Here is a 16,570-nt window from a genome sequence, read left to right as displayed (position 1 = left end):
AACCCTGATTTTATTAAGGTTTTGTAACGTTCTGGTAAGGAGTGTTTATCGGGTGGACAACATTCCCCGGGCCGGCCTATTCGACCCCCCGGATGTCTGGCGTCTGCCAGCCCAGATGCTGGCCGCCATCGGTGCAGATCAGCTGCCCCGTCACCCCGGGCGCGCCGAGAAAATACAGCAAAGCAGCGGTGATATCCTCGGGGTTGGAGCCGCGGTTGAGCACGGTGTTCTCGCGCTGTTTGGCGAAATGCTCTTCCGATTGTCGCGCCCCGCGCAGGGTCGGGCCCGGACCGATCGCGTTGACGCGCACACGCGGCGCCAGTGCCTGCGCCGCGGTCTGGGTGAACGCCCAGAGCCCCATCTTGGCGATGGTGTAGCTCATGAACTCCGGCGTGAGCTTGCGGACGCGCTGGTCGAGCATGTTGACCACGAGCCCCCTTGCCAGCGGCTCGCCGTGCGCATCCGCCAGCGGATCGGGCACCTGGCCCGCGAAAGCCTGTGTCAGCACGAATGGCGCGCGCAGGTTGGATTCCAGATGCCGGTCCCAGCTCTCGCGCGTCGCGGTCTCGATGTTGTCATATTCGAAGACCGAGGCATTGTTCACAAGGCAGGTCAGCGGCCCGCCGAGCGCGTCCGCCGCCTTGCCCACCAGCGGGCTGACCTGCGCTTCGTCCAGCAGATCGGCCTGAAGCGTGACGGCTTTGCGCCCCTTGGCGCGGATCTCGCCGGCGGTCTCCTCGGCGGCATCGCCGGAGGACGCGAAATGCACCGCCACGTCATGGCCCGCATCGGCCAGAGCCAGCGCCATCGCCCGGCCAAGCCGCCGCCCCGCGCCCGTTACCAATGCTGCGCTCATCGCCCTCTCCTCACATCAGCAGACGCGCGATGTAGGCGCCGTAGAGCAGCACGAAGATGCAGCCCCAGAGCCGGCCGATATTGCGCCCCATGAACACGAACGGGATCAGCAGAAGCGACGAGGCGAGCATTACCCAGATGTCGAAATCGAAGAACTCGTGATGCACCGGGATCGGGCCCACGAACGTAGCGACGCCGATGATCGCCAGCAGATTGAACATGTTCGAACCGATGACGTTGCCGATTGCAACATCCGCCTGTTTGCGCAGCGCGGCCATCACGGTCGTGGCGAGTTCGGGCAAGGATGTGCCCACGGCGACGAGCGTCAGCCCGATGATCTCATCGGGGACATGAAAGCGGCGGGCGATGACGATCGAGCTATCGACCAGCAGGCTGGCGCCGAGCGGCAAGCCGATGAGGCCGATCACCAGAAAGAAGATCACCGCCGCCATGGACATGTCCGGGTCGAGCCCTTCGAGATCCTCGTCCACCTCTTCGGGGGCGTGGTTGCGCGCGCTCAGCGCAGCGCGCCACAGCACGAACCCAAGGGCCGCGAGCATGACAAGACCATGCCACCAGAGCAGCGTCCCGGTCGCGGCGAAGCCCATGAAGAGCAGGGTGCCGACGATCATGTAGATGAAATTGCTGCGGGTGTTGCACTCGCTGGTGTGCATCACCGTGAGCAGCGCGGGGATCCCGAGAACCAGCAGAACATTGGCGATGTTGGAGCCGACCACGTTGCCGAGCGCGATCCCCGGCGCATCATCGAGGATGGCCTGAATTGCGATCAAAAGCTCCGGCGCGGAGGTCCCGAAGGCCACCACCGTGAGGCTCACGATCAACGCCGGCACCCCAAGTCGCAGCGAGAGGTTGACCGCGCCGCGCACCAACGCATCGCCCGCCAGCAGCAGGATCACCAGCCCAAGCCCGGCGTAAACCCATTCCATTCGGTTATCCCTTGTCTTTCGCGCCGCAGGAGCAGGGCCCCTTGCCGATACGCAATTTTCCGCAGGCGCCGCAGCGCCTGGCCTTGAGCATCCGCTGTCCGGGGAAGCGCAGTCGGCCGAACATGGCGAGCACCGCCATGCCGATGAGAAAGAGTGAGACGATCTTGATGATCAAGGGACTAGAGCCCCAACCGCGCGAAGGCCGCGCGTTCCTCGATCTGTGCCAACCCGTCTTCGACCACGTTTGCCCCGAGCCGCGCGAGCAGCGGACGGCGGATGCCGTAGCGGGCAAAGCGGGTCTTGTCGCCGAAAAGCTCCTTCATCTTGGGCACCAGGTGCCCCATCCCGTCGGCGAGCCCCAGATCGACCGCCTTCTGCCCGGCCCAGAATTCGCCGGTGAAGATCGCTTCGTCCTGTTTGAGCACATCCCCGCGCCGGTCGCGCACATGGGCGATGAAGGTCTCGTGGAGCTGGTCGAGCAGCCGGCTCAGCCGGGCCACGTCCTCTTCATTTTCGGGCTTGAAGGGATCGAGGAAACTCTTGGAGCGCCCGGCGGTGTGGACCCGCCGTTCGATCCCCTGCCGGGCGAGGAAAACATGGGCGCCGAAGCCTGAGGAGATGACGCCGATGGAGCCCACGATGGAGCTCGGATCGACCCAGATCTTGTCGGCCGCACTCGCGAGCCAATAGCCGCCCGAGGCCGCTGCATCCTCCACGAAGGCATGCACCGGAACGCCACGCTCCTCGGACAGTCGGCGGATACGCGCGGCGATGAGCGAGGATTGAACCGGGCTGCCGCCGGGCGAATTGATCACCAACGCCACCGCCGCGGGCTTGCCCCGCCGGAACGCCTTTTCGATCATGGGCGCCAGCGCCGCATCACTGAGCGTGGCGCGCGGCCCGCTGGCGATCACCCCTTGCAGCCGGACCACGGCCACAAGCGGGTTGTTTTTCACAAATGGGATCCACCGTTTCATGACCCCGATGTAGATTGCGCCCCGGTGCGAAACAAGGTGTGAGGCCAAACGCCGAGGCCGGCGGGGCAAATAACCGGGCGTCGTGTCCTTCCCGCCGCAACGGCAAGGCGCGCCGGGCTACTGCCGGATGCGCCAGCCGGTGCGGAAAATCCACCAGATCACCAGAAGGCACAGCGCCGTGAACCCCGCGATCGCCAGCAGGCTCACCGCGATGGGCACATCCGCCTGCCCGTAGAAGGACCAGCGGAAGCCGCTGATGAGATAGACCACCGGGTTGAAGAGCGTGACCGTCTGCCAGAAGGGCGGCAGCATCGAGATCGAGTAGAACGAGCCCCCGAGGAAGACCAGCGGCGTGACGACGAGGAGCGGGATCAGCTGGAGCTGTTCGAAATTGTCCGCCCAGATGCCGATGATGAACCCGAAGAGCGCGAAGCTCAGGCAGGTCAGCAGCAGGAAGGCCACCATCGCCAGCGGGTGCGCGATCTGCATCTCCACGAAGAAGGACGCCGTGACCATGATCACCACGCCGATGAAGAGCGCCTTGGTCGCCGCCGCCCCGACATATCCCGCCACGATTTCGAGAAAGGAGATCGGCGCGGAGAGAAGCTCGTACATCGTGCCCATGAACTTGGGGAAATAGATCCCGAAGGAGGCGTTGCTCAGCGCCTGGGTCATGACCGTGAGCATGACCAGACCGGGCACGATGAAGGCGCCATAGCTGACCCCCTCGACCTGGTCGATGCGGCTGCCGATGGCGCCGCCGAAGACGACGAAATACAGCGAGGTGGAGATCACCGGCGATATGAAACTCTGGGCCATGGTCCGGAAGAACCGCCGCATTTCATAGGTATAGATGGCGTTTACGGCGCGCAGGCTCATGCGGCATTCTCCTTCACGAGATCGACGAAAATGTCCTCGAGACTGCTCTGCGCGGTCGAGACATCGGCGAGCGCAACCCCCGCCTGCGTGAGCCCGGTGATCAGCCGCCCGATGCCGGAGCGCGGCGCGGCGGTGTGATAGGTATAAAGCAGGGTGCGGCCCTCGTCCTCGATCTGGAGATCGTAGTCGGCCAGCGCCTCGGGCACCGCGCCGAGCGGGCTGTCGAGCTCGATCCGAAGCACCTTTTGGCCCATGCGCCGCATCAGCGCGTCCTTGTCTTCGACCAGAAGGATCCGCCCCGCGGAGATGACGCCGACGCGATCCGCGATCGCCTCGGCCTCTTCGATGTAATGGGTCGTCAGGATGATCGTCACCCCGTCCGCGCGCAGTTGCCGCACGACGTTCCACATGTCCTGGCGCAGCTCGACATCGACCCCGGCGGTCGGCTCGTCGAGAAACAGCACCCGAGGCTCATGCGAGAGCGCCTTGGCGATCAGCACCCGCCGCTTCATGCCGCCCGAGAGCTCGTTGATCTTGCTGTCGCGCTTGTCCCAGAGCGACAACTGCCGCAAAATCTTCTCGATGACCGCATCGTCCCGACGTTTGCCGAAGAGCCCGCGCGTCAGGCGCACCGCGTTTTCCACCCGCTCGAAGGGCTCCAGCGCGATCTCCTGCGGCACGAGCCCGATCAGCGAGCGGGCGGCGCGAAAGTCCTTGAGCGTGTCGTGCCCACCGACCGTGATCGTGCCTTCGGTCTGCTGCGAGATGCCGCAGATCGTTGAAATCAGGGTGGTTTTTCCTGCGCCATTGGGGCCGAGGAGCGCGAGGATCTCGCCATCCTCGATCTCGAGATCGACGCCCTTGAGCGCTTCGAACCCGGTGTCATAGGACTTGCGCACTCCGCGCACGGAAACGATCGACGGCATCGTGATCTCCTTTTCTGGCGACTAGGTAGACCTTTCGCCGCCATCTGAAAAGGGTCGGGCTATGTGCGTTTGCGCACAGAACCCGCACATCGCCGGTCTGCCCCTCAGCTCGGGGGCGCGGTTTGGACCATGCTGTCGCGCGCGGAGAAGCTCTCGTACCATGCCGCGAGGTTCGGCGCGCCATCGCGCCAGCCGCGGTCCCCGAGGCGCAGATCGAGAAAGCCGAGCGCGCAGCCCATGGCGATCTGGCCCGCGTCGAGCGGCCCCGCCAGATGCGCCATCCAGCGGCTCTCCACCGTGTCGAGCACCTGGCGCACCTTGGCCCAGTGGGCCTCGACGATGGGCGCGTACTGGTGCTGCTCGGGCCGCAGCCGATCCTCATAGACCATGACCACCCCGGCATCGATCATCCCGTCCGCCGAGGCCTCCAGCGTCATCGTCTCCCACAAACGCGGCGGCTCCGGATAGAGCCCCGCCCCCGCGCGATGATCGAAGAACCGGCAGATCACCCGGCTGTCATAGAGGGTCGGGCCATCCTCGCGCTCCAGCGCGGGCACCTTGGTCAGAGGGTTCTTGGCCGAATACCCTTCCGCCGGCGCAAGCGGCGTGCCCCCAGCGGGCACGAGCGTGACATCATCGCGCTGGCCGGTTTCGATCAGGGTGACCATGACCTTGCGGACATAGGGCGACGTCGGGGTGTGGTAGAGCTTCAAGGCCGATCTCCTTCGGGCGAGGTTCGCCGCCGAGCAAACGCCGCCGCCTCCGGCTTGTCCAGTCACAGTTTTGTTCAGGCGCGCAGGCGCGACCCCGTAATCCCGGCGATTCTCGCCTCGATCAGCGCGCCTTCGGTCTGGGGGTCGGTGAATTCGACTTCAGCGAATTGCTCCGTGCGCCCAAGCGTCTGGGATTCCATCAAAATGCTCTTGCGCTTGCCCTGCTCGCCCGCAAGGTGCCGCGCCACGCGGGCCTCGCCTGCGCTGCGCAACCGCGCCGCCCGCGCCTTGATCGCGCGCCCGTCAACCTGCGGCATCCGCGCCGCCGGGGTGCCCTTGCGCGGCGAATAGGGAAAGACATGCAGCCACGTGAGCCCGCAGTCGTCCACCAGCTTGAGCGAGTTCTCGAAATGCGCCTCCGTCTCGGTGGGAAATCCCGCAATGATATCGGCGCCGAAGGTCATCTCCGGGCGCAGCCGCCGCGCCTCCTCGGTGAACCGGATCGCATCATCGCGCAGATGACGCCGTTTCATCCGCTTGAGGATCAGGTCATCCCCGTGCTGCAACGACAGGTGCAGATGCGGCATCAGCCGTGGCTCGGTGGCGATCGCCTGCATCAGCGCCTGGTCCACCTCGATGGAATCGATCGACGAGATCCGCAGGCGCGGCAGATCCGGCACCAGCTTGAGGATGCGCAGCACCAGATCGCCGAGCTTCGGCGCCATCGGCAGGTCCGCGCCCCAGCTCGTCAGGTCCACGCCCGTGAGCACCACCTCATTGTAACCGCGCTGCACCAGCCGCTTGATCTGGTCCACCACCACCCCGGCGGGCACCGAGCGCGAATTGCCCCGGCCATAGGGAATGATGCAGAAAGTGCAGCGGTGATCACAGCCATTCTGGACCTGAACGTAGGCGCGTGCGCGCGTGCCGAACCCGTCGATCAGGTGGCCCGCGGTTTCCTTGACCGCCATTATGTCATCGACCTGAACGCGCTCGGTATCTCCGATGAAATCGGCGGCCAGCCCTTGCCAGGTCTCCGGCGCCATCTTCTCGGAATTGCCGATGATCGCATCGACTTCCTCCATCGCGGCAAAGGTCTCGGGTTCGGTCTGGGCCGCGCAACCGGTCACGATGAGCCGCGCGGTCGGATTCTCCCGCCGCAGCCGGCGGATCTCCTGGCGCGCCTTGCGCACGGCCTCCGCGGTGACCGCGCAGGTGTTGACAACGACCGCATCCCCAAGGCCCGCCTCGGCCGAAAGCGCCTTCATCGCTTCGGTCTCATAGGCGTTGAGCCGGCAGCCGAGCGTGGTGAATTTGGGTGTGGCGGTCATAGCGCGTCCAGAAATTCCGGGGTGAACTCCCCAGTGAAAACATGCCGCGTCGGGCCCGTCATCCAGACCCCGTCCTCGCGCCAGTCGATCTCCAGCCTGCCGCCGTCGAGATCGATCCGCACCTTGCGCCCCGTCAGCCCGCGCCGCGCCGCCGCCACCGCCGTCGCGCAGGACGACGAGCCGGAGGCGAGCGTGATCCCGACACCGCGCTCCCAAACGCGCATCCGCAGATGGTCCGGCCCGATGACGCTGGCGACCTGCACATTCGTGCGCTCGGGGTAGAGCGGGTGATGCTCGTAGCGCGGCCCGAACTGCTCCAGCACGACCGTGTCGGCATCTTCGACGAAAAAGGTGCAATGGGGGTTGCCCATGCCCGTGGCCGTTGGCCCGCCCTCGATCGGAAGATCAAGGGTATCCACCTCTTCGGCAAGGGGAATATCCTGCCACTCAAGCTGCGGCGCACCCATATTGACCGCCGTCAGCCCGCCGCCCGCGTCGCGCGCCGCAAGATCGCCATGCCCCGTCCGCAGGACAAGATCGGAGCGCCCCGTCTCCTCCATCAGATGCCGCGCAATGCAGCGCGTGGCGTTGCCGCAGGCATTCGACAGCGAACCGTCGGAATTGAAGAACACCAGCTCCGCATCCGCCCCCGCACCGCCCTCGAGGATGACCGCAAGCTGGTCGAATCCCACGCCGGTATGACGGTCGGCAATCGCCCGCACCAGCGCCACATCGGGCAGCCCGCCCTGCATGCGCCGATCGAACACGACAAAGTCGTTGCCGAGCCCGTGCATCTTCATGAAGCTGTGGTTTTGTGTGTCTTGAGGTGCCATGTCGGCGGCATATAGAGGGTCATCCAATCTTATTCCAGCACATCGCGAATTTTCCGCGTTTTCTGCTTGACCCCATCGCCAACCGTTTCTAATTAGCGCCTCCAGTGGGCCGTTAGCTCAGTTGGTAGAGCAACTGACTTTTAATCAGTGGGTCGCAGGTTCGAATCCTGCACGGCTCACCACTGCACCAAACCGATTGCGCTCAGAGATTGCGGAGATCCATTCTGCGTCTCTCAGGACCCGTCCGTCTCGGATGGCGCGCGGGCGGGCACTGCGCCAATTCAGCTCCTCCCCCTCACGCTTCGGAAAACCTCGGCCAGATTGATCTCCGGGCGGGCGTTGATCGCATCCCGTCCGGGGCGAGTTGCGCGCCTGTGTCTGGCGCGCCGCCAAGGAGTCTCAATATTTCAATGTGTTGACGCGTTTCAGGGATTGACCGGAGCCTCCGGGCGGGACAGTCTCGATGCAGTTTGGTTACATCGTCCGCACCCTGTTTGCGCCACCCGGATTTTCGATTTAACCAAGGACCAAGCATGACAGTTTCTCTCTTCGCCGCCCGGTCGCGGCGCCGGTGCGCACGGGGTCTGGCCGCGATGTCGCGGCTCGCGGCTGCCTCCGCCCTGCCCGCTGCGCTGCTGACCATCGTCAGCGCCCCCGCGATGGCAGCGACCGTGGAGCGCAGCTTGCGCATTGCACACGCGGCGCAGCCGATCCGCGCGGCGGAGAATCCGTTCACCTACACCTTTACCGGGCTCGCCCCCACGATCTCGGACGGGACGCTCTCGATCAAGGGAGAGGGTGATTTCGATTCCAGCGGGGAGTATCTTTCGGTCTCGGCCGACGGGTACGGTCTGGGACAGATCACCCCGGGGGCGGACCGGTTCATCCGGGATGTCACAATCACGCAGACCGCGCTCGAGGGGATGCTGACCGACGGGGCGCTGGTGGTGCGGCTCGTCCTGTCGCCGTCGGTCAACCAGAGCGCGCCGGGGGATTTCCTGACGGTGCGGTTGCGCTATGAGGCCCCGGAGGTCTCGGTCGTGCCCCTGCCCGGTGCGGGCGCGGCCCTCGGGGCGGGGCTCGGGGCGCTCGTGCTGGCCGGGCGGCGGCGGCGCTGAGGCCGCGATACGCGGCCCGGACAAATCTTTTTGAAATATCGGCGGAGCAGACCCGCGCCGCCGGAGCGGCGCGGCGGAGCTCAGCGGCGGAACCAGACCACGGCGGCGAGCGCAGCGAGGGCCACGGCGGCCACGATCCAGGCGGCGTCGATGCCGTGGGGGTGCAGGTGCGGGCCGCTGTGGGCAAGGGCGGGCGCAGCGGCGAGAGCCGGGATGAGGGTGGCGGCGAGGATGCGTGTCATGTGTCGAGGTCCTTCTTGCGTTGAGAGAGAAAGTCGCGGATGTCGAGCGTCGATTTTTCCTCCATCGACACATAGACAAGCGACATGTTGGTGCGTTCCCGGACCATTTCGCCGGGGAACGGCAGATAACTGAGCTCGCGCGAGCCGAAGGAGGGGGACGCGGTGCCCACCTGCCAGTCGGTCTTGAGCTCCACGTCGACGAGCTTCAGCGCGGTTGCGCCGCCCGCGCCGGGCCGCTCGAAAGGCACGCCGGCGAGCTTGAGGTAGCTCGTCTTGTCCCGCGCCTGCACGAAGCCGTCGATGAACTGGGTGGCGAGCACCTGCAGGTCGGCGGCCTCGTCGGCGTGGTGCATGTGCGAATGCAGATGATCGCCGTCGGCGTGGTTGTGGCCGGGGCCGTGATGCGGGGGATGGTCATGCCCGTGATGATGATGCCCCGAGGGCCCGTGATCATGTGGCATTGGACCACCGCTTTCCTTCGAAGTCGCCGTGCGGGATCGTCACCGGCTTGTCGATATGAGCCTTGTGCTTGCCCAATGTCCCGTTGGACACCATCGCGCCGAGCACGTCAACGATCACCCGCGTGCCCATCAGCGCAGTGATGTCGGAGGTGTCGTAGGGCGGCGACACTTCGACCAGCTCCATCCCGCAGATCCCCTGCGCCGCGACCTTGGAGGCCAGCGCCAGCGCCTCGCGCGGCAGGAACCCGCCCGGCTCGGGCCAGCCTGTGCCGGGGACAAACCCGCAGTCGATGCTGTCGATATCGAAGGACATGTAGACCATGTCGACCCCGTCCCAGGCCATCTCCAGCGCCATCTCGGCGGTCTTGTCGATGCCCATCTTCTCCATGTCGCCCATGGTGATGATGTTGGTCTGGCGCTCGCGCGCGACCTTGACCGCCTCGCGCGGGACCTGCCAGCCGCCGATGCCGACTTGCACGAGGTTCTTGGGCGACACGTTGGGCATGTTGGTGGCGTGGAACCAGGGCGTCGTGTGCATCCGCTCGTCGAGGTCTTTTTCCTGGATGTCGGCGTGGCGGTCGAAATGGACGATGCCGATCTTCTTGGAGGTGCATTCGGCGATGCCGCGCACGCAAGGAAAGCCGATCGAGTGATCGCCGCCGATCATGATCGGGAGCGAGCCCGAGGAGAAGACATGGGAGACGGCGCGGCTGATCTGATCGAAGCTCTTTTCGAGATTGGCGGGGATGGTGAAGACATCGCCCGCGTCGCAGAGCGTCATCTGTTCGCGCAGATCGACGCCGATCTCGTAGTTGTAGGGCGTGTAGAGCGCCGAGATCTTGCGCACGCCTTGCGGCCCGAAGCGCGTGCCGGGGCGGTAGGTGGTGCCGCCGTCGAAGGGGATGCCGAGCACGGTCGCGTCGTAGTTGGCGACCTCCAGCACATCCTCGGCATAGGGCGCCTTGAGGAAGGTGTTGATGCCCGCGTAATGGGGCAGCTCGCCGCGCGCGAAGGTCGGGATCGACTTGTCGTCGATGCTCTCGGCGCCGGTGAGCCCCATGCGCAGCGCCCAGCGGCGCTCCTCGTCCCAGCGGCCTTCGGGCAGCTCGCCCTCCTTCTGGAGCGCCCGCCAGCCCGCGAGCTTTGTCAGGTCCGGATGGTGGGCGCGGCGCGTGCGCGCCTCGTGGGCGGCGCGGGCATCGGCGGGATGGTGGGAGCGTCGTTTTACGGCTTCGGAAAACATGCCTGTCTCCTGATTGATCGTGTCCCCTTGCGGGGCGGGCTTCCGGGCCTTGGTGATGCCGGTGCGCGCGGGGCCCGGGGGCGCGCGCTGGCGGCTCGCTCAGCCGGGGCCGAGCGAGGGGTATCGGTCGAGGATGCGTTGGAACGGCATGCCGCCGTCGGAGGCATCGAAATCATAGGTGATGGTCGCGCCATAAAGGCCCGGATCGTCCGGGTCCCAGCGGGGCTTGTCGAAAACGAGGACCCGATCGCCCAGCTTGAAGGCCTCTTCAAGATCGTGGGAGACCATGAAGACCGTCATCCGCGTCTCGGCGCGCAGCTCGGTGAGAAAGCCGTGCATCTGGAGGCGGGTGCCGGGGTCGAGCGCGCCGAAGGGCTCGTCGAGCAGCAGGACGCGGGGCTTGGCGGCGAGGGCCTGACCGATGGCGAGGCGCTGCTGCATCCCGCCCGAGAGGCTCGCCGGGTACTGATCGGCAACGTGGTTCAGCCCGATCCGCGCAAGCGTCTCCTCGGCCCGCGCGAGCGCCTCGCGACGGGCGCCGCCGCCGAGCCGGCCGAGGGCTGTCCGGAATCCCTCGCCCGCCAGAAGGTTCTCGCGCACGGTGAGATGCGGGAAGACGGAATAGCGCTGGAAGACCACGCCGCGCTCGGGGTTGGGCTCCACCGCCGGGGCGCCGCCGTCGATGCGGATCGCGCCGCGGCTGGGCAGCTCTTCGGCGAGCAGCATCCGCAGGAAGGTCGACTTGCCGCAGCCCGAGGCGCCGACGATGGAGATGAAGGCGCCCTCCTCCACCTCGACGTTGACGCGCTCGAGGATCGGCCGCCCGCCGTAGGATTGCCAGACATCGGTGACGGAAACAAAACTCATAGCCCCGCCTCCATCCAGGGGAAGGCCCGCCGCGAGAGCTGGCGCAAGAGCCAGTCGATCACGAAGGCCAGCAGCGTGATCCAGATGACGTAGGTCAAGATCACATCCATCGCGAGGTAGCGCCGCACGAGGAAGATGCGGTAGCCGAGCCCGACATCGGAGGCGACCGCCTCGGCGGCGATGAGAAAGAGCCAGGCCGAGCCGAGCGAGAGGCGGATGTTGGCGATGAGCCGCGGCAGGATCTGCGGCAGGGCCACGCGGAGCGCGATGACGAGCGAGGAGGCGCCGAGCGTCTGGGCCTTGACGATCTGTTCGCGCGGGATGTCGAGCACGCGTTGGGCAAGATCGCGGGTCATGAAGGGCGTGATCCCGATCACGATCAGCACGATCTTGGAGACCTCGCCGAGCCCGAAAACGATGAAGAGGATCGGCAGAAGCGCCAGCGGCGGCACCATCGAGAGCACCGCGACGAAGCCCGAGAGCGAGCGGCGGGCGTAGGGCAGAAGGCCGATCGCCATGCCGATCACCAGCGACAGGCCCGCCGCGATCCCGACCCCGCCGAGCAGACGGGTGAGCGAGGCGACGGTGTCCTTCCAAAGAAGGATCTCGCCGGTGCGCCGATCGCCTTGGGTAAAGAGTCGCTGGGCGGTCTCGCCGATGGTCGACAGCGCGGGCAGGAGCTTGTCGGCCGGATTGGCGGAAAGGCGGATTTCCGAGCCGATCGAATAGCCGATGAGCACCAGCACGAAGGGCAGCGCGGCCAGCGCGGCCCCGAGCGTGCGCCCCGGTTTGCGGTTGATCAATCGCATCTCTGCCCCCTTCCCTCTGCGCCCCGGGGCGCGCGACGATCCGCCCGCGCCCCGAAAGCTGTCACGCCTCAGAGCGCGCCGTCGGCGGCCATCTGCATGTAGGTGGTGTCGAAGCGGAACCTGACGTTGTTTTCGTCGCCCGTGACCGAGCCGTCGGGATATTCCACGCCGACGAAATCGGCGCTTGGCGCGCCCTCCCCGAGGATGCCCTTGTCATAGAGGAACTCGGCCACCTCGGTCATCGTCGCGGGCAGGTCCTCCGAGGCCGCCTGCGCCACCGCATCGGCGGGATCATAGAACATCTCGGTCGCGGCGAGCTGGGATGTGTAGCCGTCGAGATCGGTGCCCGAGGCCTCGGCCATTGCCGTCAGCGCGACCTCATCGCCCGCCGCCATCAGGCCCATGACCTCGTACCACGCGCCCGCAACGGCCTTGCCGAAATCGGGGTTGGCGGCGAGCGTTTCGGTGTTGACCACCATGAGGTCGAGGATCTCGCCGGGAATCATCGAGCTGTCGAAGACGTTGTTGGCATCCGGGTTGGCGCCGAGGATTTCCGACACCAGCGGGTTCCACGTCACCACGGCCTCGACGTCCGAGGTGGCGTAGGCGGCGATCATGTCGGCGTCGGAGGTGTTGATCACCCCGTCCAGATCGCGCTCGGAGAGCCCCACGCTGTCGAGCCCGCGCGCCAGAAGGTAATGCGAGACCGAAAGCTCCACGAGGTTGACCGGCTTGCCGGCCAGATCGGCGAGCCCGCCCTCGCCCTTGAGGATCACCGCGTCATTGCCGTTGGAATAGTCGCCCACGATCAGCGCGGTGGTGTCCACCCCGCCGCCCGAGGGGATCGAGAGCGTGTCCATGTTGGTGGCCGAGACGCCGTCGAAGGCGCCTGCGGTGTATTGGTTGATCGATTCCACGTAGTCGTTGATCTGGACGATATCGACAGTGATGCCGTATTTCTCGGCCCATTTGTCCATGATGCCGCTTTCGTCGAGATAGCCCCAGGGCATCCAGCCGACGTAGATCGACCAGGCCAGCTTGAACTCGGTCTTTTCCTGCGCGGTGGCCGGGCTCATGGCGGCAGCAGCGATGGTGAATGCGAGCGCGGATGCCTTCAGGGCCCGGGCCGGCGAAGATGTGGTGCGAAACATGTCTGTCCCCCGTGTCGGTCGTTGCGTTCCGCCCAAGGATCCGATGGTCTGCGGCCCGCTGGCGGAACAAGGAGATCTGGGCGCGGACGAAACCTGCGCAGTATAGTCTCCCGGGATTTTGGCCCGCCGTGTGCCCACCCGGAATTTGCCGGGCGGGTGACGCTTCTCGGACCAGTCTCGCCATGCGGCGACGGAACCCTAAGCGCCCTGCACCACCATTTCAGCCCGAGCGAAAGCGCACCTGTCAACGCCGGAGAGCGGCAGCGCGGGGGGCCTCGGGCGCGCAGCGGGCAGCGGCGCCCAAAATTTGAGCGCCCGCCCCGCGCACCGCAGCACCTTGTTCCGCCCCGCGCGCCTTGATATCACACCGCTCTGAAACGCCATCAGCAGGACGGACATGCGCTCAGAGACCCAGAACATCGTGGCCGAGATTGAAAAGTCGTTGGAGCTTCTGGCCCAGCGGATGGATATCGAGACCGCGCCGCACCGGCTTGAGGAATTCAACGCCCGCGTGGAAGACCCGACGCTCTGGGATGACCCGGAGGCCGCGCAGAAGCTCATGCGCGAGCGCCAGTCACTGCTCGATGCGATGCAGACCCACGCGAGCATCCGGCAGGAGATGTCGGACAATATCGAGCTGATCGAGCTGGGCGAGATGGAAGAGGACGCTGAGGTCGTCTCCGAGGCGGAGGCGGCGCTCAAGACGCTGAAGGCGCGCGCGGCGGAGAAGGAGCTCGAGGCGCTTCTCGACGGCGAGGCCGATGCCAACGACACCTTCCTTGAAATCAACTCCGGCGCGGGCGGGACCGAGAGCTGCGACTGGGCGGCGATGCTGGCGCGGATGTATGTGCGCTGGGCGGAGAAGAAGGGCTACAAGGTCGAACTTCAATCCGAGAGCGCGGGCGAAGAGGCCGGGATCAAATCGGCCACCTACAAGATTTCGGGGCACAACGCCTATGGCTGGCTCAAGTCGGAATCCGGCGTGCACCGGCTGGTGCGGATCTCGCCCTATGACAGCGCGGCCAAGCGGCACACGTCCTTTTCCTCGGTCTGGGTATATCCGGTTGTCGACGACAACATCGAGATCGAGGTGAACCCGGCCGATATCCGCATCGATACCTACCGGTCCTCCGGCGCGGGCGGGCAACACGTCAACACCACCGACTCAGCGGTGCGGATCACGCACAACCCGACGGGGATCGTGGTGACCTCCTCCGAGAAATCCCAGCACCAGAACCGCGATATCGCGATGAAGGCGCTGAAGTCGCGGCTCTATCAGCTTGAGCTCGACCGGCGGAATGCCGAGATCAACGCGGCCCACGAGGCCAAGGGCGATGCGGGCTGGGGCAACCAGATCCGCTCCTACGTGTTGCAGCCCTACCAGATGGTGAAGGACTTGCGGACCAACCACGAGACCTCGGACACCAAGGGCGTGCTCGACGGGGATCTCGATCCGTTCATGGCGGCGACACTGGCGCTCGATGTGGCCGGCAAGAGCCGGGCGGACGCGCAGGGCGAGTAGGCCCTTTCCTGTCAAGCGGAGCGCCTTCGGCGCACGACATTCCTCTCGCCCGTTTCGCCTGCGGCGGAACGGCTCGGATTGGTGCGTCGTGATGGCGGGCCTGCCTGCGTCCCGGCCTTGGCGCTTTTGCGGGCGTGTTCGAGCGGCTAGGCTCGGCGCGACCGAGCGGATGAGGGGGGCGAGGAATGAGCCATATGGTGGAGTTGCCGGGGGTGCCGGTCTTTGCGCCGGTGTCGCGGGAAATGATCGCAGAGGCCTTGCGGCGGGGAGTATCCGATCTGCGCCGCGCGCCGCTTTGGGGGCTGTTTTTCGCCGCGGTCTATGTCGGGATCGGGCTGGTGATGGCGGCGGTCACTGTGGTGACGGGCCAGAGCTATTGGCTTGTCTTTGCCGCGGTCGGCTTTCCGCTTCTGGGACCCTTTGCCGCGGTGGGGCTTTATGAAGTGTCGCGGCGGCTCGAACGGGGCCAGCCGCTTGGGATCGGCCCGGTGCTCGGGGTGGTGCTGCGACAGGGGCGGCGGCAGTTGCCCTCGCTCTGCGCTATCATCCTGATCCTGTTTCTCTTCTGGTTTTTCCTTGCCCACATGATCTTCGCGCTGTTCCTCGGCCATTCGAGCATGATCGACGTCTCCACGAGCCTTGAGGTGTATCGCACGCCCGAGGGGCTGATGATGCTCGGGGTGGGTTCGCTCGTCGGGGCGGGGTTTTCGCTTCTGGTCTATGCGATCACGGTGATCGGGTTGCCGTTGCTCCTCGATCGCGAGGTCGATTTCGTGACGGCCATGATCGCCAGCGTGGGCGTGGTGCGCCGCGCGCCCGGGGTGATGCTGGGCTGGGCGCTGCTGATCGCGGTGCTCACCCTGGTGGCGATGATCCCGGCGTTCCTGGGGTTGTTTTTCACCCTGCCGCTGCTCGGCCATGCGAGCTGGCATCTCTACAGTTTGATGGCGGAGCGCGGCGAGGCGCCATAAAAAAACGCCCCGCCCCGTTGTCCGGAGCGGAGCGTTGCAAAATGTCGAAGCCCGGTGGTCGGGGCGTCAGCGTTTGCGGGCGCGCAGGGCGGACCAGCCACCGGTCACGATCAGCGCCGCGAGCACGATCTTGACGCTGTCGCCCAGAAGGAATGGGCCCGCGCCCCATGCCCAGACCTGGCCCCAGTCGGCGCCGGAGAGGACCTTGAGCTGGAGCAGGCCGGGGATATAGAGCACGATGCTGGCCAGCGCGAGGCCGGGGATGAGCGTCAGCAGGCGCTGCGACCAGCCGCGATCGGCGACCCAGCCCGCCACGGCGGCGGCGAGGACGAAGCCGGTGATGTAGCCGCCCGAGGGGCCGAAGAGGTGGGCCAGCCCCGCGCCGCCCTTGGAGAAGACCGGCAGGCCCATGAGCCCCTCGGCGACGTAGGCCAGAAGCGCCAGCGAGCCGAGCCGGAAGCCGAGCGCCGCGCCGACGACGAGGACGGCGAGCATCTGGAGCGTCATCGGGACGGGAAAGAAGGGGACGGTGATCTGGGCCGCGATGGCCACGAGGAGCGAGCCGCCGAGCACGAGCGCGGCCTTCCACATGAGCGCCTCCGAGCCGATTGCCGCTTTGCCGAGTACCTGTTGCCGTGCCATGATGCGCTGTCTCCCTGACCAAATCTGCGCGACTCTTCCGCCGGGTTCGGGAAATTGTCAAGCGCGCGCGTCGCCTCTCGCCT

The 16,570-nt window shown here is 66.1% G+C and carries 19 protein-coding genes, 1 tRNA gene and 1 riboswitch; of the genes, 4 read left to right on the top strand and 16 right to left on the bottom strand.

Annotated elements, in window-relative coordinates:
- Positions 1-76 precede the first annotated feature (76 nt).
- The 9 genes from BM353_RS00210 to dapF all read right to left on the bottom strand — a co-directional run bounded on the left by BM353_RS00210 (position 77) and on the right by dapF (position 7,461).
- Positions 77-856: an SDR family oxidoreductase gene (locus BM353_RS00210; protein WP_092075429.1), complete on the bottom strand. Its 780-nt coding sequence runs from the start codon at positions 854-856 to the stop codon at positions 77-79.
- Positions 857-866: 10 nt separating this feature from the next.
- Entirely contained in the window at positions 867-1,802 is a 936-nt protein-coding gene (locus tag BM353_RS00205; protein WP_092075427.1) for a calcium/sodium antiporter, read from the bottom strand.
- A 4-nt stretch (positions 1,803-1,806) separates the two neighbouring features.
- Complete coding sequence (locus BM353_RS16805) at positions 1,807-1,977, bottom strand: hypothetical protein (RefSeq protein WP_177220407.1); 171 nt, start codon at positions 1,975-1,977, stop codon at positions 1,807-1,809.
- A gap of 4 nt (positions 1,978-1,981) precedes the next feature.
- Complete coding sequence (locus BM353_RS00200) at positions 1,982-2,779, bottom strand: S49 family peptidase (RefSeq protein WP_092076414.1); 798 nt, start codon at positions 2,777-2,779, stop codon at positions 1,982-1,984.
- A 117-nt stretch (positions 2,780-2,896) separates the two neighbouring features.
- A complete protein-coding gene (locus BM353_RS00195; RefSeq protein ID WP_092075425.1) occupies positions 2,897-3,658 on the bottom strand; it encodes an ABC transporter permease in 762 nt (253 codons plus the stop codon).
- On the bottom strand, positions 3,655-4,584 hold the full coding sequence (locus BM353_RS00190) for an ABC transporter ATP-binding protein (RefSeq protein WP_092075423.1): 930 nt from the start codon (positions 4,582-4,584) through the stop codon (positions 3,655-3,657). The genes BM353_RS00195 and BM353_RS00190 overlap by 4 nt, the downstream gene beginning before the upstream one ends.
- 104 nt (positions 4,585-4,688) lie before the next feature.
- Positions 4,689-5,297, bottom strand: a complete 609-nt coding sequence (locus tag BM353_RS00185; protein WP_092075421.1) for a glutathione S-transferase — start codon at positions 5,295-5,297, stop codon at positions 4,689-4,691.
- A gap of 74 nt (positions 5,298-5,371) precedes the next feature.
- A complete protein-coding gene (mtaB, locus tag BM353_RS00180; protein WP_092075419.1) occupies positions 5,372-6,628 on the bottom strand; it encodes a tRNA (N(6)-L-threonylcarbamoyladenosine(37)-C(2))-methylthiotransferase MtaB in 1,257 nt (418 codons plus the stop codon).
- Positions 6,625-7,461, bottom strand: a complete 837-nt coding sequence (gene dapF / locus BM353_RS00175; protein WP_245759517.1) for a diaminopimelate epimerase — start codon at positions 7,459-7,461, stop codon at positions 6,625-6,627. The genes mtaB and dapF overlap by 4 nt, the downstream gene beginning before the upstream one ends.
- Positions 7,462-7,567: 106 nt before the next feature.
- Between dapF and BM353_RS00170 the strand changes: the two genes are divergently transcribed.
- Positions 7,568-7,643: transfer RNA gene (locus BM353_RS00170), tRNA-Lys, on the top strand.
- Between the two features lie 351 nt (positions 7,644-7,994).
- On the top strand, positions 7,995-8,579 hold the full coding sequence (locus BM353_RS00165) for a hypothetical protein (RefSeq protein ID WP_092075415.1): 585 nt from the start codon (positions 7,995-7,997) through the stop codon (positions 8,577-8,579).
- 80 nt (positions 8,580-8,659) lie between these two features.
- Here the strand turns inward: BM353_RS00165 and BM353_RS16505 are convergent, their stop codons facing one another.
- From BM353_RS16505 to BM353_RS00140, 6 genes are all read right to left on the bottom strand, one after another.
- Complete coding sequence (locus BM353_RS16505) at positions 8,660-8,821, bottom strand: peptidase M23 (RefSeq protein ID WP_143104064.1); 162 nt, start codon at positions 8,819-8,821, stop codon at positions 8,660-8,662.
- Positions 8,818-9,282, bottom strand: coding sequence for a hypothetical protein (locus BM353_RS00160; RefSeq protein ID WP_092075413.1), 465 nt, complete (start codon positions 9,280-9,282; stop codon positions 8,818-8,820). The genes BM353_RS16505 and BM353_RS00160 overlap by 4 nt, the downstream gene beginning before the upstream one ends.
- Positions 9,272-10,525: an agmatinase family protein gene (locus BM353_RS00155; protein ID WP_092075411.1), complete on the bottom strand. Its 1,254-nt coding sequence runs from the start codon at positions 10,523-10,525 to the stop codon at positions 9,272-9,274. Before BM353_RS00155 ends, BM353_RS00160 begins: the two co-directional genes overlap by 11 nt.
- Positions 10,526-10,624: 99 nt before the next feature.
- Positions 10,625-11,392: an ATP-binding cassette domain-containing protein gene (locus tag BM353_RS00150; RefSeq protein WP_092075409.1), complete on the bottom strand. Its 768-nt coding sequence runs from the start codon at positions 11,390-11,392 to the stop codon at positions 10,625-10,627.
- Entirely contained in the window at positions 11,389-12,201 is an 813-nt protein-coding gene (locus BM353_RS00145; protein ID WP_092075407.1) for an ABC transporter permease, read from the bottom strand. Before BM353_RS00145 ends, BM353_RS00150 begins: the two co-directional genes overlap by 4 nt.
- A 68-nt stretch (positions 12,202-12,269) precedes the next feature.
- A complete protein-coding gene (locus tag BM353_RS00140; protein WP_092075405.1) occupies positions 12,270-13,352 on the bottom strand; it encodes a putative urea ABC transporter substrate-binding protein in 1,083 nt (360 codons plus the stop codon).
- Positions 13,353-13,457: 105 nt separating this feature from the next.
- Positions 13,458-13,565: riboswitch (guanidine-I (ykkC/yxkD leader) on the bottom strand.
- 184 nt (positions 13,566-13,749) lie between these two features.
- Between BM353_RS00140 and prfB the strand changes: the two genes are divergently transcribed.
- Together prfB and BM353_RS00125 are read left to right on the top strand one after the other, a co-directional pair.
- Positions 13,750-14,874, top strand: a complete 1,125-nt coding sequence (gene prfB / locus BM353_RS00130; RefSeq protein ID WP_092075401.1) for a peptide chain release factor 2 — start codon at positions 13,750-13,752, stop codon at positions 14,872-14,874.
- 194 nt (positions 14,875-15,068) lie between these two features.
- Positions 15,069-15,845, top strand: a complete 777-nt coding sequence (locus BM353_RS00125) for a DUF2189 domain-containing protein (RefSeq protein WP_092075399.1) — start codon at positions 15,069-15,071, stop codon at positions 15,843-15,845.
- A gap of 66 nt (positions 15,846-15,911) precedes the next feature.
- Here the strand turns inward: BM353_RS00125 and BM353_RS00120 are convergent, their stop codons facing one another.
- The gene (locus BM353_RS00120) at positions 15,912-16,487 is read right to left on the bottom strand and encodes a biotin transporter BioY (RefSeq protein WP_092075397.1); all 576 of its coding nucleotides are present in this window, start codon (positions 16,485-16,487) and stop codon (positions 15,912-15,914) included.
- Between the last annotated feature and the right edge of the window lie 83 nt (positions 16,488-16,570).

It is taken from the genome of Poseidonocella sedimentorum, from assembly GCF_900116005.1.
GTDB classification, from domain to species: domain Bacteria; phylum Pseudomonadota; class Alphaproteobacteria; order Rhodobacterales; family Rhodobacteraceae; genus Poseidonocella; species Poseidonocella sedimentorum.
This window is presented reverse-complemented; position numbering and strand designations above follow the sequence as displayed.